The organism is Streptomyces sp. NPDC014733 (assembly GCF_043083385.1).
In the GTDB taxonomy this organism is placed as follows: Bacteria; Actinomycetota; Actinomycetes; order Streptomycetales; family Streptomycetaceae; genus Streptomyces.
Genome location: NZ_JBIBYO010000002.1, coordinates 529,286 through 543,661 on the forward strand (window position 1 = coordinate 529,286; position 14,376 = coordinate 543,661).

Here is a 14,376-nt window from a genome sequence, read left to right on the forward strand (position 1 = left end):
ACCGGTCCCGTTTCCCGGACACACGGCGTATCGCACAGTCGTTCGCGCCGGTCAGCGCCTCGCTCGCGGAGCGCCGGCCGGGCAGGTGATCTCGCTGTCCGTGATCCCTTGACCTGGCCGGTGACCCTGGCTACGTTCTGCTCCGCGAAACTTATTATCCATTTCGTGGAATCTGCCAGTGGCGGGAAGGGGTTTCCGTCCTCCCGTCGCGAGTGTCTGCCGGGGCGGCCCCGGGGTGTCCGCCGGGCCTGGAAGGGTCTTGACGGGCCCGGATCCGGCGGCAAAACTCCTTCAACAGTCTGTTGAAGACCTGGTGGGCGCCGACGGGCGGCCCGGCCGCCCGGCCCCGCGGCCGATCACCGGCGGCACGGAGCACGAGAGACGAGGAGGGGACCGGGTGTCCGAAGGAGAGCTGGTGCTGCGCAGCGCGCGGGTCATCACCCCGGAGGGGATGCGCGCCGCGTCCGTCGCCGTCAGCGGCGGGACGATCACGGCGGTCCTGCCGCACGACGCCGCGGTGCCGGACGGCGCCCGGGTCGAGGACTTCGGCGACGACGTCCTGCTGCCCGGCCTGGTGGACACCCACGTCCACGTCAACGATCCCGGGCGCACCGAGTGGGAGGGCTTCTGGACCGCCACCCGCGCGGCCGCCGCGGGCGGCATCACCACGCTCGTGGACATGCCCCTCAACAGCCTCCCGCCGACCACCACCACCGCGCACCTCGACACCAAGCGCGAGGTGGCCGAGGCCAAGGCCCACATCGACGTCGGCTTCTGGGGCGGCGCGATCCCCGGCAACGTCAAGGACCTGCGCCCGCTCCACGACGCCGGGGTCTTCGGCTTCAAGTGCTTCCTGTCTCCCTCCGGCGTGGACGAGTTCCCCGAGCTGGACCAGGAGCAGCTGGCCCTCGCCCTGGAGGAGATCGCCGGCTTCGGCGGCCTGCTGATCGTGCACGCCGAGGACCCGCACCACCTGGACGCGGCGCCCGTGCCCAGCGGCCCGAGGTACGCCGACTTCCTCGCCTCGCGCCCCCGCGTCTGCGAGGACGACGCCGTCGCCGCGCTGATCGCGCTCGCCCGGCGGCTGAACGCCCGGGTGCACGTCCTGCACCTCTCCTCCGCCGACGCGCTGCCGCTGATCGCCGCCGCCAAGGCCGAGGGCGTCCGGATCACCGTCGAGTCCTGCCCGCACTTCCTGACCCTGACCGCCGAGGAGATCCCCGACGGCGCCACGGAGTTCAAGTGCTGCCCGCCGATCCGCGAGGGCGCCAACCAGGACGCGCTGTGGCAGGGCCTGGCGGACGGCACGATCGACTGCATCGTCTCCGACCACTCGCCGTCCACCGCCGATCTCAAGACCGCCGACTTCGGCGCCGCCTGGGGCGGCATCTCCTCCCTCCAGCTCGGCCTGCCCGCCATCTGGACGGCGGCCCGTGCCCGCGGCCACTCCCTGGAGGACGTGGTCCGCTGGATGTCCACCGCCCCCGCCGCGCTGGTCGGCCTCGGGCGGAAGGGCGCCATCGAGGCGGGCCGGGACGCCGACTTCGCGGTCCTCGCACCCGACGAGACGTTCACCGTCGACCCGGCCGCCCTCCAGCACCGCAACAAGATCACCGCGTACGCCGGGAAGACCCTGCACGGCGTGGTGCGCTCCACCTGGCTGCGCGGCCGCAAGATCAACGACGGCGCCACCCTCGCCGCACCCACCGGCACCCTCCTCACCCGCCCCGGGCAGGGCTGACCCACCGCCGCCCGGCCGCCCGCACCGGCGGCCGGGCGCCGCTCACCCCTCCAGCGCGTCCCAGAACATCAGCTCGTACGCCTGGAGGAGCCGGCCGTGCCGGTGCGCCTCCAACGGCCGGGCCTGGCCGGTCTCCAGCCCGTGCGCGACCGCCGTCAGGGCCCGCCGGTCCAGCTCCGGCGACGGCGCGGCGAAGAGGTCGAAGAACCCGCACGCCGCCTCCGGGAGGCCGTAGTGCTCCCGCGCCGCCCGGCCCACCCGGGCGCAGTACGCGCCCCAGGCGGCGAAGTTCGCGGTCAGCGCGATCACCACGTCGACCGGCTCCACCCCGAGCGCCAGCCGCGCCACGTACGACGGGTACGCCTGGCAACCGGGGCGCGGCTCGTGGCCGTCGACCGTGGACGGGGCGATGCCCAGCGCCTCGTTCAGCTCCGCCAGCCGTTCCAGGGCGACCGTCTCGCCGTCCGCGAGGAGTTCGAAGAAGGTGGCGACCGGCGGATCGGCGTCGGTCCGGTGCGTCAGATGACGGAAACTGAGCCGGTCCGAGGTGATCACCCGGTGCTGCTCCAGCGCGAGCGTCGTGAACACCGCGCGCGGCGCCTGCCCGGCCGCGATCCGCTCCACCGTCCGGTTCGCGCCGGAGTCCGGGGCGAGGGCGCGTACGGCGGCGTCGAGCACGGCGTCCGAGGTCGGCCGGGGCGCGGTGTCGGCGGGTCGGACCATGGCGGGCTCTCCTCCGGTACGGGACGGCCGCCCGCGGCGCCGCACCGTGCACGGCGCCGCGGCCCGGCGGCCGAGGGGTGTGCCCCCAGCGTGCGGGCCCGGCACCGGGCCGTCCGCCGACGCGCCGGGAGCGCCGGGGGAGCACCGCCCGCACGGGCCCGCCCGGCGGCCCCGGCGCGCCGGTGGCGTCAGCGCGACTTGGCGGCGAAGACCAGCACGCTCATGAACGCCAGCAACACATGCGTGGCCACGACGTAGATGAAGACCCGCACGTAGAGCCCGCGCGGCGGCTTGTTCTCGACGTACTTCCGTTCGCTCGCGGGCGGCGGTGCGACGGCGTCGGCGCCGCCGGGCGTCCCGGGGACGGCAGGGGTGGAGTGGTCGGGCACGGCGTTCGTCCTTCCCTCACGAAGCGGTGCGGTGCGCGGCGGCTCCGCGGCACCGAAGGCGGTGGGCGGTCTCACAGGCCGCGGCGCGGGGTGTCGTCCCCCAGGCACAGCTCGGCGGCGCCGCTCTGCAGCAGGGTGTGGACGAAGAGCATCTCGGCGCCGGCCCGGGTGGTCGCGGCGATGCGGTGCGGGACCAGCGAGTCGAAGTGCGCCGCGTCCCCCGGGCCGAGCAGGTGCACCGCCTCGCCGAGCGTCAGCCGCAGCTGCCCGGTGAGGACGTACAGCCACTCCTCGCCCGGGTGCACCCGCACCAGATCGCCCTGCGCCCGCTGCGGTACGTGCACCCGGAGCGCCTGCATGGCCCGGCCGGCGCCGCCGACCGTCCAGTACGTCCAGCCCCCGGCCTCCGACGGCTCGGTCCGTCCGGCCCGCATGATCGGATCCCGCTCCGGAGCGGTCTCGCCCAGCAGGTCGGATACCGTGGTTCCGTACGTGCGGGCCAGCGCGAGCAGCATCGGCAGCGACGGCTGACGGCGATTGGTCTCCAGCCGGGACAGATGCGCGGGCGACAGCCCGACCCGCCGGGCGGCCGTCTCCAGCGTCAGCCCGCTGCGGCGCCGCAGATCGCGCAGCCGGGGCGCGACGGTGGGCAGCTCCGCCGCCTCTGCGGGGGCGTCCTGCGGGGTCTCGGTCATGTACCCGGTATAGCCAGCCTTGACCTCAGAGGCAAAAGTTTTGCCTTAGAGGCAAACTCTCCCGGCTCGTTCTCCCCGCCCTTCCTCTCGGCCGCTCCGGGGTCGGTACGGGGCTCCGGCCGGCTCCCGGGGTGATCCCGTACGGAGCGGTGGGCGGATCGAGGGTGTGGCGAGGGAACGGCAGGCAGGCGGTTCGGGGAGTCGCAACGCAGGCCCGGTGTAAGGGAGTCGGGTGGATGTGACGGCGCCTCGGGGGCGTAGGGAACCGCAAGGGGGCGTGGGCGTGACCGTGTTGCGCCGTTCGGGGGATCCTTGTGAACGGCCGGGAAACTTCCGCTCCTTGGCATTGACAGGGCCATGTCTACGCGCGTCATGCTTGGGGCATGAGAATCCCCCCACGGATCACCCGGATCGGCGCCGCGGGCGCCCTCGCATCGGCCCTTCTCCTCGGTGGCACCGCCGTCGCGGCCACCCCGAGCGCCGCCACGGCGCACGCGGCGGTGTCCGCGCAGCACGTGCAGGTGGCGAGCGTCGGCAAGATCTGCCAGTCCAAGCTGCCCGCCGAGGCCCACGACACCCTCGACCTGATCGCCAAGGGCGGGCCCTACCCCTACCCGAAGGACGGCACGGTCTTCTCGAACCGCGAGGGGATCCTGCCGAAGCAGAGCTCCGGCTACTACCACGAGTACACCGTCGTCACCCCGGGCTCCCCGGACCGCGGTGCACGGCGCATCGTGACCGGTGAGAAGACGCAGGAGGACTACTACACCTCCGACCACTACGCGACCTTCGACCTCGTCGACTTCGGCTGCTGAGCCGGCGCCCGGTACCCACCGGGCACAGACGGTGGCCGGGATGCTGCGGGCATCCCGGCCACCGTTCGCGTTGTCCGGGCCCCCGGCCGGGCCGGTGCGGCGCCCCTTCCGCCCCCGTTTCCCCTGCCTCCCCTTCCCTTTCTGTCCCCGTCCTGTAACCGTTCCGGGCGGCTGCGCGCGGGTGGCGGGCCGATGCCCGAGGTCAGGGCGGTCGCGGTGAGTTGCCGCACGGGTAACCCTGAAAGATCCCTGGGATGTCGCCGCTTCAGGGACGTACGGTGGCCCCCCGCGGGAGAATTGTCAGTGGCTGCCGGTAGCGTTCCGGTCGAATCAAGAAATGACCGGGCATCGACGGCATTGCTCCGACCTGTCGCGGGTTGCCCGCGCGCGGAGGTTTGCCGTACCGGCCGCGGCCGGGTGGGCACGGTCGTTCATGGACGAGGAAGGGCGGCGAACTGCCGTGTATCGCTGGGAGATCACCCGGGCCGCGCTGGCGCAGCGGGTCTTCGCCATCGTGCGCAGCGCGACGTACGACGAGGCGAGCGCCACCGCCGACACCCTGCTGTCGGCGGGCGTCACCACCTTGGAGATATCCCTGACCACACCGTTCGCGCTGGAGGCCGTCACCACGCTCACCCGCGAGCTGGGCGAGGACGCGGTCATCGGCGCCGGCACGGTCCTTGACGCGGTGTCGGCCCGGATGGCGGTCGACGCCGGGGCCCGCTTCCTGTCCTCGCCGAGCCTGGACGAGGAGGTGATCCGTACGGGTCACCGCTACGGCGTCCCCGTCTTCCCCGGCGTCGCCACCCCGACCGAGATGGTCCGCGCCCTCGAGTTGGGCGCCGATGCGCTCAAGGTGTTCCCCGCGGCGGAGCGCCGCCCGTCCTGGCTCGGCGAGATCCGCGCCGCCCTGCCGCAGGCGCCGCTGCTCCCGGCGGGCGGGGTGAGCGTCGAGAGCGCCCCCGAGTGGATCGCGGCGGGCGCGGCGGCCGTCGGTCTCGGCTCCGCCCTCTCGGACGGCGACCGCGACACCGTGACCAAGCGCGCCTCCGCCCTGCTGTCCCGGCTCGCGGAAGCCGCCTCGGACACCCCGGCCCCGGAGGGCTCGATGGAGTTCTACGAGTACTGAGGACAGCACTGAGGGGCGGTGCTGAGGGACGACTTGACCGGGCGCTCGCCGTGCCGGGGCCTGGCCCGGCCCGGCCCGGCGGGCGTCCGGGCGCCGCGACCGGTGGCGGGCGGCTCACGTCCGGACGACGCACCCCTGCCGCTCCAGCGCGGCCACCAGTGGGTGGCCGGGTGAGCGCCGGTCAACCGGCCACCAGAGTCGGCAGCCCGCCCTCCTTCGCGATCCGTTCCAGCTCGTCGAGGGCGGAGAGGGCCTGGCGGGCGGCGTCCGGGTCGCGGCCGGCGAGGCCGCTCGCCGCGAACTCGTCCTCGTCCAGGCGGAGCACCTGGGAGCCGTCCGCCGACACCCACAGATCGAGGTCCAGGTCCTCCACCGCCAGCTCCGCGGGGCCCGGGGCGCCGTCGCGGACCACGGCGGGGCGGGTGATGTCGCAGTACCAGCCCTTGAGCGTGCCCCGGCCGTCGCGTACCTCCTTGACGGCGTACCAGCGGTCGCGCCAGTAGTGCTCGGTGAACTCGTCACCGGGCTCGAAGCGGACGAAGCCGAAGTCGCGGACGCCGGGCGCCGCCCAGGCGGCCAGGACCGAGATCCGGGTGCCGTCGTCGGTCAGCACGTCGGCCGGGTACCGGATCTTGGTCCGTCCGGCCTTGGTCAGTACCACGTCCAGCCGCTGCGGCATCGCACTCTCCCCACTCTCTCGCGAAGTGATCGTCGGGCCAGTCTCTCGCGAAACGATCGCCGGGCAAGTGCGGCCCGGTGCGGCGGACTTGGGGGAGCCGCGCCCGTGGGGCCGGCGCCCCGCCCCCGTCCCACCCACCGATCACCCCCTTCACCCGCCGCGCCCCCTCTGTCACGCTGTCCGCGCCGCCCCCTGTCCCCGGCCTCATCCCCCGTCAGGAGCCCGCCGTATGAAGCGTTCCGTCGTCCTTCCCGCCCTGGCCGTGCTGCTTGCCGTCACCGCTGCCGCGCCGTCCGCGGCCACGCCCGCGCCGGCGCCCGGTGCGGCGCCGACCGCGGCGGGGGCGCACCGTCCGCAGCCGGTCGGCTCGCTGCTGGATACGGTGCCGCGCCGCGGGGTGCTGCGGGTCTGTACCACCGGGGACTACCGGCCCTACACCTACCGGGACCCGAAGACCGGCGCGTACAGCGGTGTGGACATCGACATGGCGAAGGACCTGGCGAAGAGCCTGGACGCCAAGGTCCGGTACGTCGCGAGCACGTGGGCTTCGCTGGTCGGGGACCTCGCCGCGGGGCGGTGCGATGTCGCCGCGGGCGGGGTCTCGATCACGTTGCCGCGCGCCCGCGAGGTCGCGTTCAGCGAGCCGACCCGGGAGGACGGCAAGACGCCGATCGTGCGCTGTGCGGACAAGGAGAAGTACGGGACGCTGGAGCAGATCGACCGGCCGGAGACGCGGGTGGTCGTCAACCCGGGCGGGACGAACGAGGAGTTCGCGCGGGCGCGGCTGAAGCAGGCGAAGATCACCGTGCACCCGGACAACACCACGATCTTCGACGAGATCATCGCCGGTCGCGCCGATGTGATGATGACCGATGCGGGGGAGACGCGCTACCAGGCGAAGATCCACCCGGAGCTGTGCGCGCTCCACCCCGACCAGCCGTTCACCTTCTCCGAGAAGGCGTACGCCCTGCCGCGCGGCGACGCCGAGTTCACCGCGTACGTGAACCAGTGGGTCCACCTGGCGACGCACGACGGGACGTACCGGAAGTACGAGGACGCCTGGATGAAGTGATCCGGGGCGGACGGAGCGCCGGGCGGGGACGTACCGCCCGGGCGCCGGCAGCCGTCAGACCAGCCACTTCCCGGCGCGCATCAGGGTCCGGCCGGTCATCTCGGGGACCGTGCCCCATGCCTGGATCACGTCCGGGGTGACCTGGAAGAAGACGTACGAGGGGTGGTCCTGGCGGGGGTCCCAGCCGTCCTTGGCGGCGAAGGCGTCGCCGACCCCGGCCGGCACTTCCCCGCGGGGCAGCATGCGGGCGGTGCCGTGGACCAGGACCACGTCCCGGGGGTGGCCGAAGGCGAGCCGGGCCCGGCCCGAGGCGCACAGATTGCGGCCCGTCGGGTTGGTGTCGCGGGTGGCCAGCCACACCGATTCGCCGTCCCACCAGAAGGCCAGCGGGACCAGGCACGGTTCGCCGGTGGCGTCGGCGGTGGCGATCCAGACGTCGTTGTCGCGTGCGAGCCGTTCCAGCGCCTCGCGCTTGCGCCGCTCCGGGCTGCGGGGCCCGCCGGGGGAAGAACCGGTCGCCGTCATGGCAGGGGAGGCTATGGCAGAGGACATCCGGTCCACAACGGGGGGAGCGGGCGCTCCGGCGCGGCCCCGCCCCGCCGGAGCGCCGTCCGGGCCTCCGTTCTTCCGCCGCGGTCCCGCTCCGGGGCCGCTCCTCGGCTACGCTCCCGGGCCGGAGCCACCGCCGCCGGCCCGGCGCCAGACCCCTCGAACCGGTACAGATCGCAGGTAACGGATACTTGGTCGGTTGGGGCCGGCGTTCCGGGAACGGTGCGCGGCGACTCCCCGACAGAGCGTGACAATCGGCGGAAGGGCAAGACCTCGTGGCAAGGGTTCGAAGAGGCGTACGCGTCATGGGCGCCGTGCTGGCTGCGGTGCTCGGCGCCTCCCTCGCGGGGTGCAGCAGTACCGGAGGCAAACGTGCCGAGGACGCACGGGCGGCGCAGGCCGCCGGCGGCAAGGCGGCGGTGAACACCCCCAGGTGGACGTTTGCGATGGTCACCCACTCCGGGGACGGCGACACCTTCTGGGACATCGTCCAGAACGGCGCACAGCAGGCCGCGGCCAAGGACAACATCAAGTTCGTCTACGGCCACGACAAGGAGGCCCAGCGGCAGAGCCAGCTGGTGCAGTCCTACATCGACCAGAAGGTCGACGGCCTGATCGTCACCCTCGCCAAGCCCGACGCCATGAAGGACGTCGTGGCCAAGGCCGAGAAGGCCGGGATCCCGGTGATCACGGTGAACTCCGGCGCCGAGGACTCGAAGAAGTTCGGCGCGCTCAGCCACATCGGGCAGGACGAGACGGTCGCCGGTGAGGCGGTCGGCGAGGAGCTGAACCACCGCGGCCGCAAGAAGGCCCTCTGCGTCCTGCACGAACAGGGCAACGTCGGCCACGAGCAGCGCTGCGAGGGCACGAAGAAGACCTTCAAGGGCGAGATGCAGAAGCTGTACGTCGAGGGCACCAACATGCCCGACGTGCAGTCGTCCATCGAGTCCAAGCTCCAGGCCGACCCGTCGATCGACGCGGTCGTCACCCTCGGTGCGCCCTTCGCGCCCACCGCCGTCAAGGCCAAGGAGCAGGCCGGCAGCAAGGCCGAGATCGACACCTTCGACCTCAACGCGCAGGTCGCCGACGGCCTCAAGGACGGCTCCCTCGGCTTCGCCGTCGACCAGCAGCCCTACCTCCAGGGGTACGAGGCCGTCGACCTGCTGTGGCTGTACAAGTACAACTCCGACATGCTCGGCGGCGGCAAGCCCGTGCTCACCGGGCCGCAGGTGATCACCAAGAAGGACGCCGCGGCGCTCCAGGAGTACACGAAGCGGGGCACCCGATGAGCCCGGCCGGAAAGAGCGCCCCGGCACCGCCCGCGGAGGCGGCGGCCGGCGACGAACGGCTGCTGCGCCGCTCCCCGCTGCACCGGCTGATGGGCCGCCCCGAGCTGGGCTCGGTCGTCGGCGCCCTCGCCGTCTTCGCCTTCTTCGCCTTCGTCGCCGAACCCTTCCTGCGGGCGTCCAGCCTCTCCACCGTGCTGTACGCGTCGTCGACGATCGGCATCATGGCCGTCCCCGTCGCGCTGCTGATGATCGGCGGGGAGTTCGATCTGTCGGCCGGTGTGATGGTGGTCAGCTCGGCGCTGATCTCGTCGATGTTCAGCTACCAGATGACCGCGAACACCTGGGTCGGTGTCGGGGTGTCGCTGCTGGTCACGCTCGCCATCGGGTTCTTCAACGGCTTTCTGCTGACCCGTACGAAGCTGCCCAGCTTCATCATCACGCTCGGCACGTTCTTCATGCTGACCGGCCTCAACCTCGGCTTCACCAAGCTGATCAGCGGCACCGTCTCCACGAAGTCCATCGCCGACATGGAGGGCTTCGGCTCCGCCCGCGCCGTCTTCGCCTCGCATCTGACGCTCGGCGGCGTCGACATCCAGATCACCATCCTGTGGTGGATCGTGCTGGTCGCCGTCGCCACCTGGATCCTGCTGCGCACCCGCGTCGGCAACTGGATCTTCGCGGTGGGCGGCGGCGACGACGCGGCCCGCGCGGTCGGCGTCCCGGTCGTCAAGACCAAGATCGGGCTCTACATGGGCGTCGCCCTCGCCGCCTGGGTCTCCGGCCAGCACCTGCTGTTCTCGTACGACGCGATCCAGTCCGGCGACGGTGTCGGCAACGAGTTCCTCTACATCATCGCGGCGGTCGTCGGCGGCTGCCTGATGACCGGCGGTTACGGCTCGGCGATCGGCTCCGCCGTCGGCGCGTTCATCTTCGGCATGACCAGCAAGGGCATCGTCTACGCCCAGTGGAACCCGGACTGGTTCAAGTTCTTCCTCGGGGCGATGCTGCTGCTCGCCACACTGCTGAACGCATGGGTGCGCAAACGGGCGGAGGAGAAGGTATGACGGCGCTCGTCGAGCTGGACGGTGTCAGCAAGTTCTACGGCAACGTCAAGGCGCTGGAAGGCGTCTCGCTGGAGGTGCACGCCGGGGAGATCACCTGCGTGCTCGGCGACAACGGCGCCGGCAAGTCCACCCTCATCAAGATCATCGCGGGGCTGCACCAGCACGACGCGGGCACCTTCACGATCGACGGGGAGGAGACCCGCCTGGTCAACCCGCGCGACGCCCTCGACCGCGGCATCGCCACCGTCTACCAGGACCTCGCCGTCGTCCCGCTGATGCCGGTCTGGCGGAACTTCTTCCTCGGCTCCGAGCCGACCCTGGGCCGCGGCCCGTTCCGCCGCCTGGACGTGCGCACCATGCGCGAGACCACCCGCAGCGAACTGCTGCGGATGGGCATCGACCTGCGCGACGTCGACCAGCCCATCGGCACCCTCTCCGGCGGTGAGCGGCAGTGCGTCGCCATCGCCCGCGCCGTCTACTTCGGTGCCAAGGTCCTCGTCCTGGACGAGCCGACGGCGGCGCTCGGCGTCAAGCAGTCCGGCGTCGTCCTGAAGTACGTCGCGGCCGCCCGGGACGCCGGGCTCGGCGTGGTGTTGATCACCCACAACCCGCACCACGCCTACCTCGTCGGCGACCGTTTCGTCCTCCTCAAGCGCGGGGCGATGGCCGGCAGCCACGCCCGGTCGGAGATCTCGCTGGAGGAGCTGACCCGCCAAATGGCGGGCGGCAGCGAGCTGGAGCAGCTCAGCCACGAGCTGGCCCGCGAGGCGCCCGGGGAATTCCCCGGCGGCCACCGCCCCGGCTGAGCGCGCCAGGGGGCGCGCGGCGCATGCGCCCGCGCCCCCACGCCGCGGTGCGCCGGACCTGGCCGGTGATGCACAATCGCACCAAACCCGTGCACCCGGGGGTCCCGACGCCGGGAGGGAAGGCCCCCGCACCGCAGCCCCGGCGGAACCCCCGCCCGCACACCGAGGCCCGACCGGCCTCCCGACCCGCAGGGACGAGACGACTCTTGCGCGCACACAGCCGACCGGGCCACCACCGCAGCCACGGCGAGGTGGGCCGATGAGCACGTACCGTGAACGCGTCCCGAGGGGGCCCGCCCGGGCGACCGTGCTGCGTACCGCCGGGACCCGCGAGCGCCGCTCGCACCTGACCGCACCACGGGTACCGACCGTCGGCATCGACATCGGCGGCACCAAGGTCATGGCGGGCGTCGTCGACGCCGACGGGGCGATCCTGGAGCAGGTCCGTACCGAGACGCCGGACAAGTCCAAGAGCCCGAAGGTCGTCGAGGACACCATCACCGAGCTGGTCCTCGACCTCTCCGACCGCCACGATGTGCACGCGGTCGGCATCGGCGCCGCCGGCTGGGTCGACGCGGACCGCTCCAACGTCCTCTTCGCCCCGCATCTGAACTGGCGCAACGAACCGCTCCGTGACCGCCTCGCGGGCCGCCTCGCCGTCCCCGTCATGGTCGACAACGACGCCAACACCGCCGCCTGGGCGGAGTGGCGGTTCGGCGCCGGACGCGGCGAGGACCACCTCGTCATGATCACGCTGGGCACCGGCATCGGCGGCGCCATCCTGGAGGACGGCCAGGTCAAACGCGGTAAGTACGGGGTGGCCGGCGAGTTCGGCCATATGCAGGTGGTCCCCGGCGGGCACCGCTGCCCGTGCGGCAACCGCGGCTGCTGGGAGCAGTACAGCTCCGGCAACGCCCTGGTCCGCGAGGCCCGGGAGCTGGCCGCCGCCGACTCCCCGGTCGCGTACAACATCATCGAGCGGGTGGGCGGCAACGTCCCCGACATCACCGGGCCGCTCATCACCGAGCTGGCGCGGGAGGGCGACGCGATGTGCGTCGAGCTGCTCGCCGAGATCGGCCAGTGGCTGGGCGTCGGCATCGCCAACCTCGCCGCCGCCCTCGACCCGTCCTGCTTCGTCATCGGCGGCGGCGTCAGCGCCGCCGACGACCTGCTGATCGGCCCCGCCACGGACGCCTTCCGCCGCACCCTCACCGGCCGCGGCTACCGCCCCGAGGCGCGTATCGCCAAGGCGCAGCTGGGCCCGGAGGCCGGCATGGTCGGCGCCGCGGACCTCGCCCGGCTGGTCGCCCGCCGCTTCCGGCGCGCCAACCGCCGCCGGGTGGAGCGCTACGAACGCTACGAACGGACCGGCCGCCGATGACCGCCCAGGACCTCACGGGCGCCGCCGCCCCGCCGCCCGCCGCCACCCCGCGGCGGGAGACGCCCCGCTGGCTGATGGCCGTGATCGTCTTCCTGCTGATCGCGATCCCCGCGGGCTACATCGTCATCTCCGCGGAGCAGAGCCGCGACAGCGGTGAGATGAAGGAGGCCGAGGCCGCCGCGACGGGCCTGACCAACGCCTTCCCGTCCAAGGTGCAGCAGCAGATCTACAACGTCCCGGTGCCGCTCGGTTCGACGCCCGTCTACTACTACGAGACGAACTCCTGGGACACCAGCTCGCTCTACGTCCAGTTCCGGACCAACGGCGTGGGCCTGGCCCACTATCTGAAGGCGATCGGCACCAGCACCGACGCGCTCAAGAAGGGCGAGGTCACCATCACGCCCCGGCAGGCGGCGCAGGTCGGCTGGGACTTCACCGGCGACGGCCAGTTCGCCGGACTGCGCGAACACCGCGACAAGCCGCAGCCCTCGCAGCAGATCACGGTGAGCTTCGACGAGCCGGGGCATCCGGTGGTGCACACGGTCTCGACCGTCACGTTCTGACCGGCGGCGCGGCCCGCCGGGCACGCCGGGCCGCCCGTGCTCCGGACGGCTGAGGCCGACGGGGCGCTGCGGCGGAAGGGGTTTCCCGGGGCCGGCCGGTAGGCGATCATGTCGGGGCGCCGGGCCCGGCCCGGGCCCGGTGACCGCCACGGCGGCCGCACCCAGATCTCCGAGGACCCCAGATGCGCACGCTGATCAGCACCGCCTTCATCTCGCTCGACGGCGTGGTGGAAGCCCCCGGCGGCGAGCCCGGCTACCGCAACTCCGGATGGACGTTCAACGACGTCGACTTCCTGCCCGAGGCGTATGAGATCAAGGGCCGGGAGCAGGAGGAGGCCACCGCGCTGTTGCTGGGCCGGGCCAGCTACGAGGCGTTCAGCCCCGTCTGGCCGGACGTGGCGGACTTCGCCGGCTACCTCGCGATGCCCAAGTACGTCGTCTCCACCACCCTCACCGAGGACGCCCTGGTGCCGAACTGGGGCGAGACCACGATCCTGCGTTCCCTCGACGAGGTCGCCGCCCTCAAGGAGACCGACGGCGGCCCGATCATCATCCACGGCAGCGCCACCCTCCACCGCCACCTCTCGGACGCCGGGCTGATCGACCGCTACCACCTGCTGGTCTTCCCGCTGCTCCTCGGCGCCGGCAAGCGTCTGTTCAGCACCACCGACAAGCCCACCCGGAAGCTGAAGCTCACCGAGCACGCGACGTATGCGAACGGGCTGCAGCTGAACATCTTCGACGTGGTGCGGTGACGGCGCCGTAGGGAGCGTCCGGCGGTGGAGCGTCCGGCGGGGCGGGGTGCCCCGCCACCCGCCGGACTCCTCCTCAGCGCGCCGCCGGTCCGCCCTCGGGAGCGGGGGGCGGGGTGGTGGCGCGGGCGAGGAGGGGATCGGTGAGCGGGGAGTCCCGGCGCTGCTGATTCTCGGTGCGCAGGCCGTCCGCCAGGCTCAGCATGCCCTCGGTGAACGCGTCGACCTGCTGTGCGCGCATCTCCCGCAGCGCCGTCTGGGCGGCGGCAACCGCCGTGACGACGCTGTCCTCCAGGGACTGCGGGTCGTCCGGGTCGAGGACCGACGGGTCCACCCGCAGCGAGGTCAGCATCCCGTCGGAGTCCACCTTCGCGGTCACCAGACCGCCGCGCGCGTGCCCGGTCATCTCGCTGTCCTTCAGCCCGCCCAGGCCGGCGAGGTTCCCCTGGAGGTCGCGCATCCGCTGGGTGAGCGCGGCGATGTCGAAGGACGGACTGTCGGCCATGGCAGGGGCTCCTCGGAAAGCGTGGAATGGGTGGGGACCGGGCCGCAACGGTGCGCGCGGGCACACCGCGGCCACGGACGGGGCAACGGCAGCGGTCCCCGGCCATCCTGCGGTCCGGTCCGGTACCGGCCCAGGTCCCTGTTCGGGGGATCTCCGCCCCGGCACGGCGGCGGGACCACGGACCGGGCCGGGGCGCTCCCCGCGGAACGCCCCGGCCCGCCCGG

16 protein-coding genes are annotated in these 14,376 nt (G+C 72.8%); 10 read left to right on the forward strand and 6 right to left on the reverse strand.

From position 1 onward, the window contains the following. The first annotated feature begins 397 nt into the window (after positions 1-397). Positions 398-1,741, forward strand: coding sequence for an allantoinase AllB (allB, locus tag ACF1BH_RS07060; RefSeq protein WP_391641384.1), 1,344 nt, complete (start codon positions 398-400; stop codon positions 1,739-1,741). Between the two features lie 42 nt (positions 1,742-1,783). On the opposite strand, the gene ACF1BH_RS07065 is transcribed toward allB, so the two are convergent. From ACF1BH_RS07065 to ACF1BH_RS07075, 3 genes are all read right to left on the reverse strand, one after another. Continuing rightward, positions 1,784-2,464, reverse strand: coding sequence for a transcriptional regulator (locus ACF1BH_RS07065; protein WP_391641385.1), 681 nt, complete (start codon positions 2,462-2,464; stop codon positions 1,784-1,786). A gap of 188 nt (positions 2,465-2,652) precedes the next feature. Continuing rightward, positions 2,653-2,853 (reverse strand): DUF6126 family protein, encoded by a 201-nt coding sequence (locus ACF1BH_RS07070; protein WP_391641386.1) that lies wholly within the window; start codon positions 2,851-2,853, stop codon positions 2,653-2,655. A 71-nt stretch (positions 2,854-2,924) separates the two neighbouring features. Continuing rightward, a complete protein-coding gene (locus ACF1BH_RS07075; RefSeq protein ID WP_391641387.1) occupies positions 2,925-3,548 on the reverse strand; it encodes a helix-turn-helix domain-containing protein in 624 nt (207 codons plus the stop codon). 383 nt (positions 3,549-3,931) lie between these two features. Here ACF1BH_RS07075 and ACF1BH_RS07080 point away from each other — a divergent pair, with 383 nt between their 5' ends. Together ACF1BH_RS07080 and ACF1BH_RS07085 are read left to right on the forward strand one after the other, a co-directional pair. Beyond that, positions 3,932-4,363 carry a ribonuclease gene (locus ACF1BH_RS07080; protein ID WP_391641388.1) on the forward strand — a complete coding sequence of 144 codons (432 nt, stop codon included), beginning with the start codon at positions 3,932-3,934 and terminating at the stop codon, positions 4,361-4,363. Between the two features lie 460 nt (positions 4,364-4,823). Then, a complete protein-coding gene (locus tag ACF1BH_RS07085) occupies positions 4,824-5,492 on the forward strand; it encodes a bifunctional 4-hydroxy-2-oxoglutarate aldolase/2-dehydro-3-deoxy-phosphogluconate aldolase (protein WP_391641389.1) in 669 nt (222 codons plus the stop codon). 181 nt (positions 5,493-5,673) lie between these two features. Here the strand turns inward: ACF1BH_RS07085 and ACF1BH_RS07090 are convergent, their stop codons facing one another. After that, positions 5,674-6,171 carry a DUF402 domain-containing protein gene (locus ACF1BH_RS07090; RefSeq protein ID WP_391641390.1) on the reverse strand — a complete coding sequence of 166 codons (498 nt, stop codon included), beginning with the start codon at positions 6,169-6,171 and terminating at the stop codon, positions 5,674-5,676. A 229-nt stretch (positions 6,172-6,400) separates the two neighbouring features. Here ACF1BH_RS07090 and ACF1BH_RS07095 point away from each other — a divergent pair, with 229 nt between their 5' ends. Continuing rightward, positions 6,401-7,243 (forward strand): transporter substrate-binding domain-containing protein, encoded by an 843-nt coding sequence (locus ACF1BH_RS07095; RefSeq protein ID WP_391641391.1) that lies wholly within the window; start codon positions 6,401-6,403, stop codon positions 7,241-7,243. A gap of 54 nt (positions 7,244-7,297) precedes the next feature. On the opposite strand, the gene ACF1BH_RS07100 is transcribed toward ACF1BH_RS07095, so the two are convergent. Beyond that, positions 7,298-7,768 (reverse strand): pyridoxamine 5'-phosphate oxidase family protein, encoded by a 471-nt coding sequence (locus tag ACF1BH_RS07100; RefSeq protein WP_391641392.1) that lies wholly within the window; start codon positions 7,766-7,768, stop codon positions 7,298-7,300. A gap of 329 nt (positions 7,769-8,097) precedes the next feature. On the opposite strand from ACF1BH_RS07100, the gene ACF1BH_RS07105 reads away from it, so the two are divergent. The 6 genes from ACF1BH_RS07105 to ACF1BH_RS07130 all read left to right on the forward strand — a co-directional run bounded on the left by ACF1BH_RS07105 (position 8,098) and on the right by ACF1BH_RS07130 (position 13,650). Then, positions 8,098-9,081, forward strand: a complete 984-nt coding sequence (locus tag ACF1BH_RS07105; protein ID WP_391641393.1) for a sugar ABC transporter substrate-binding protein — start codon at positions 8,098-8,100, stop codon at positions 9,079-9,081. Further along, complete coding sequence (locus ACF1BH_RS07110) at positions 9,078-10,145, forward strand: ABC transporter permease (RefSeq protein WP_391641394.1); 1,068 nt, start codon at positions 9,078-9,080, stop codon at positions 10,143-10,145. The genes ACF1BH_RS07105 and ACF1BH_RS07110 overlap by 4 nt, the downstream gene beginning before the upstream one ends. Continuing rightward, complete coding sequence (locus tag ACF1BH_RS07115; protein WP_391641395.1) at positions 10,142-10,951, forward strand: ATP-binding cassette domain-containing protein; 810 nt, start codon at positions 10,142-10,144, stop codon at positions 10,949-10,951. The genes ACF1BH_RS07110 and ACF1BH_RS07115 overlap by 4 nt, the downstream gene beginning before the upstream one ends. A gap of 259 nt (positions 10,952-11,210) precedes the next feature. Then, positions 11,211-12,332 carry an ROK family glucokinase gene (locus ACF1BH_RS07120; RefSeq protein ID WP_391641396.1) on the forward strand — a complete coding sequence of 374 codons (1,122 nt, stop codon included), beginning with the start codon at positions 11,211-11,213 and terminating at the stop codon, positions 12,330-12,332. Then, positions 12,329-12,895: a hypothetical protein gene (locus ACF1BH_RS07125; RefSeq protein WP_391641397.1), complete on the forward strand. Its 567-nt coding sequence runs from the start codon at positions 12,329-12,331 to the stop codon at positions 12,893-12,895. The genes ACF1BH_RS07120 and ACF1BH_RS07125 overlap by 4 nt, the downstream gene beginning before the upstream one ends. 182 nt (positions 12,896-13,077) lie before the next feature. Next, positions 13,078-13,650: a dihydrofolate reductase family protein gene (locus ACF1BH_RS07130; protein ID WP_391641398.1), complete on the forward strand. Its 573-nt coding sequence runs from the start codon at positions 13,078-13,080 to the stop codon at positions 13,648-13,650. 73 nt (positions 13,651-13,723) lie between these two features. Here ACF1BH_RS07130 and ACF1BH_RS07135 read toward each other — a convergent pair whose 3' ends face one another. Then, positions 13,724-14,152 carry a YbaB/EbfC family nucleoid-associated protein gene (locus ACF1BH_RS07135; RefSeq protein WP_391641399.1) on the reverse strand — a complete coding sequence of 143 codons (429 nt, stop codon included), beginning with the start codon at positions 14,150-14,152 and terminating at the stop codon, positions 13,724-13,726. Positions 14,153-14,376 lie beyond the last annotated feature (224 nt).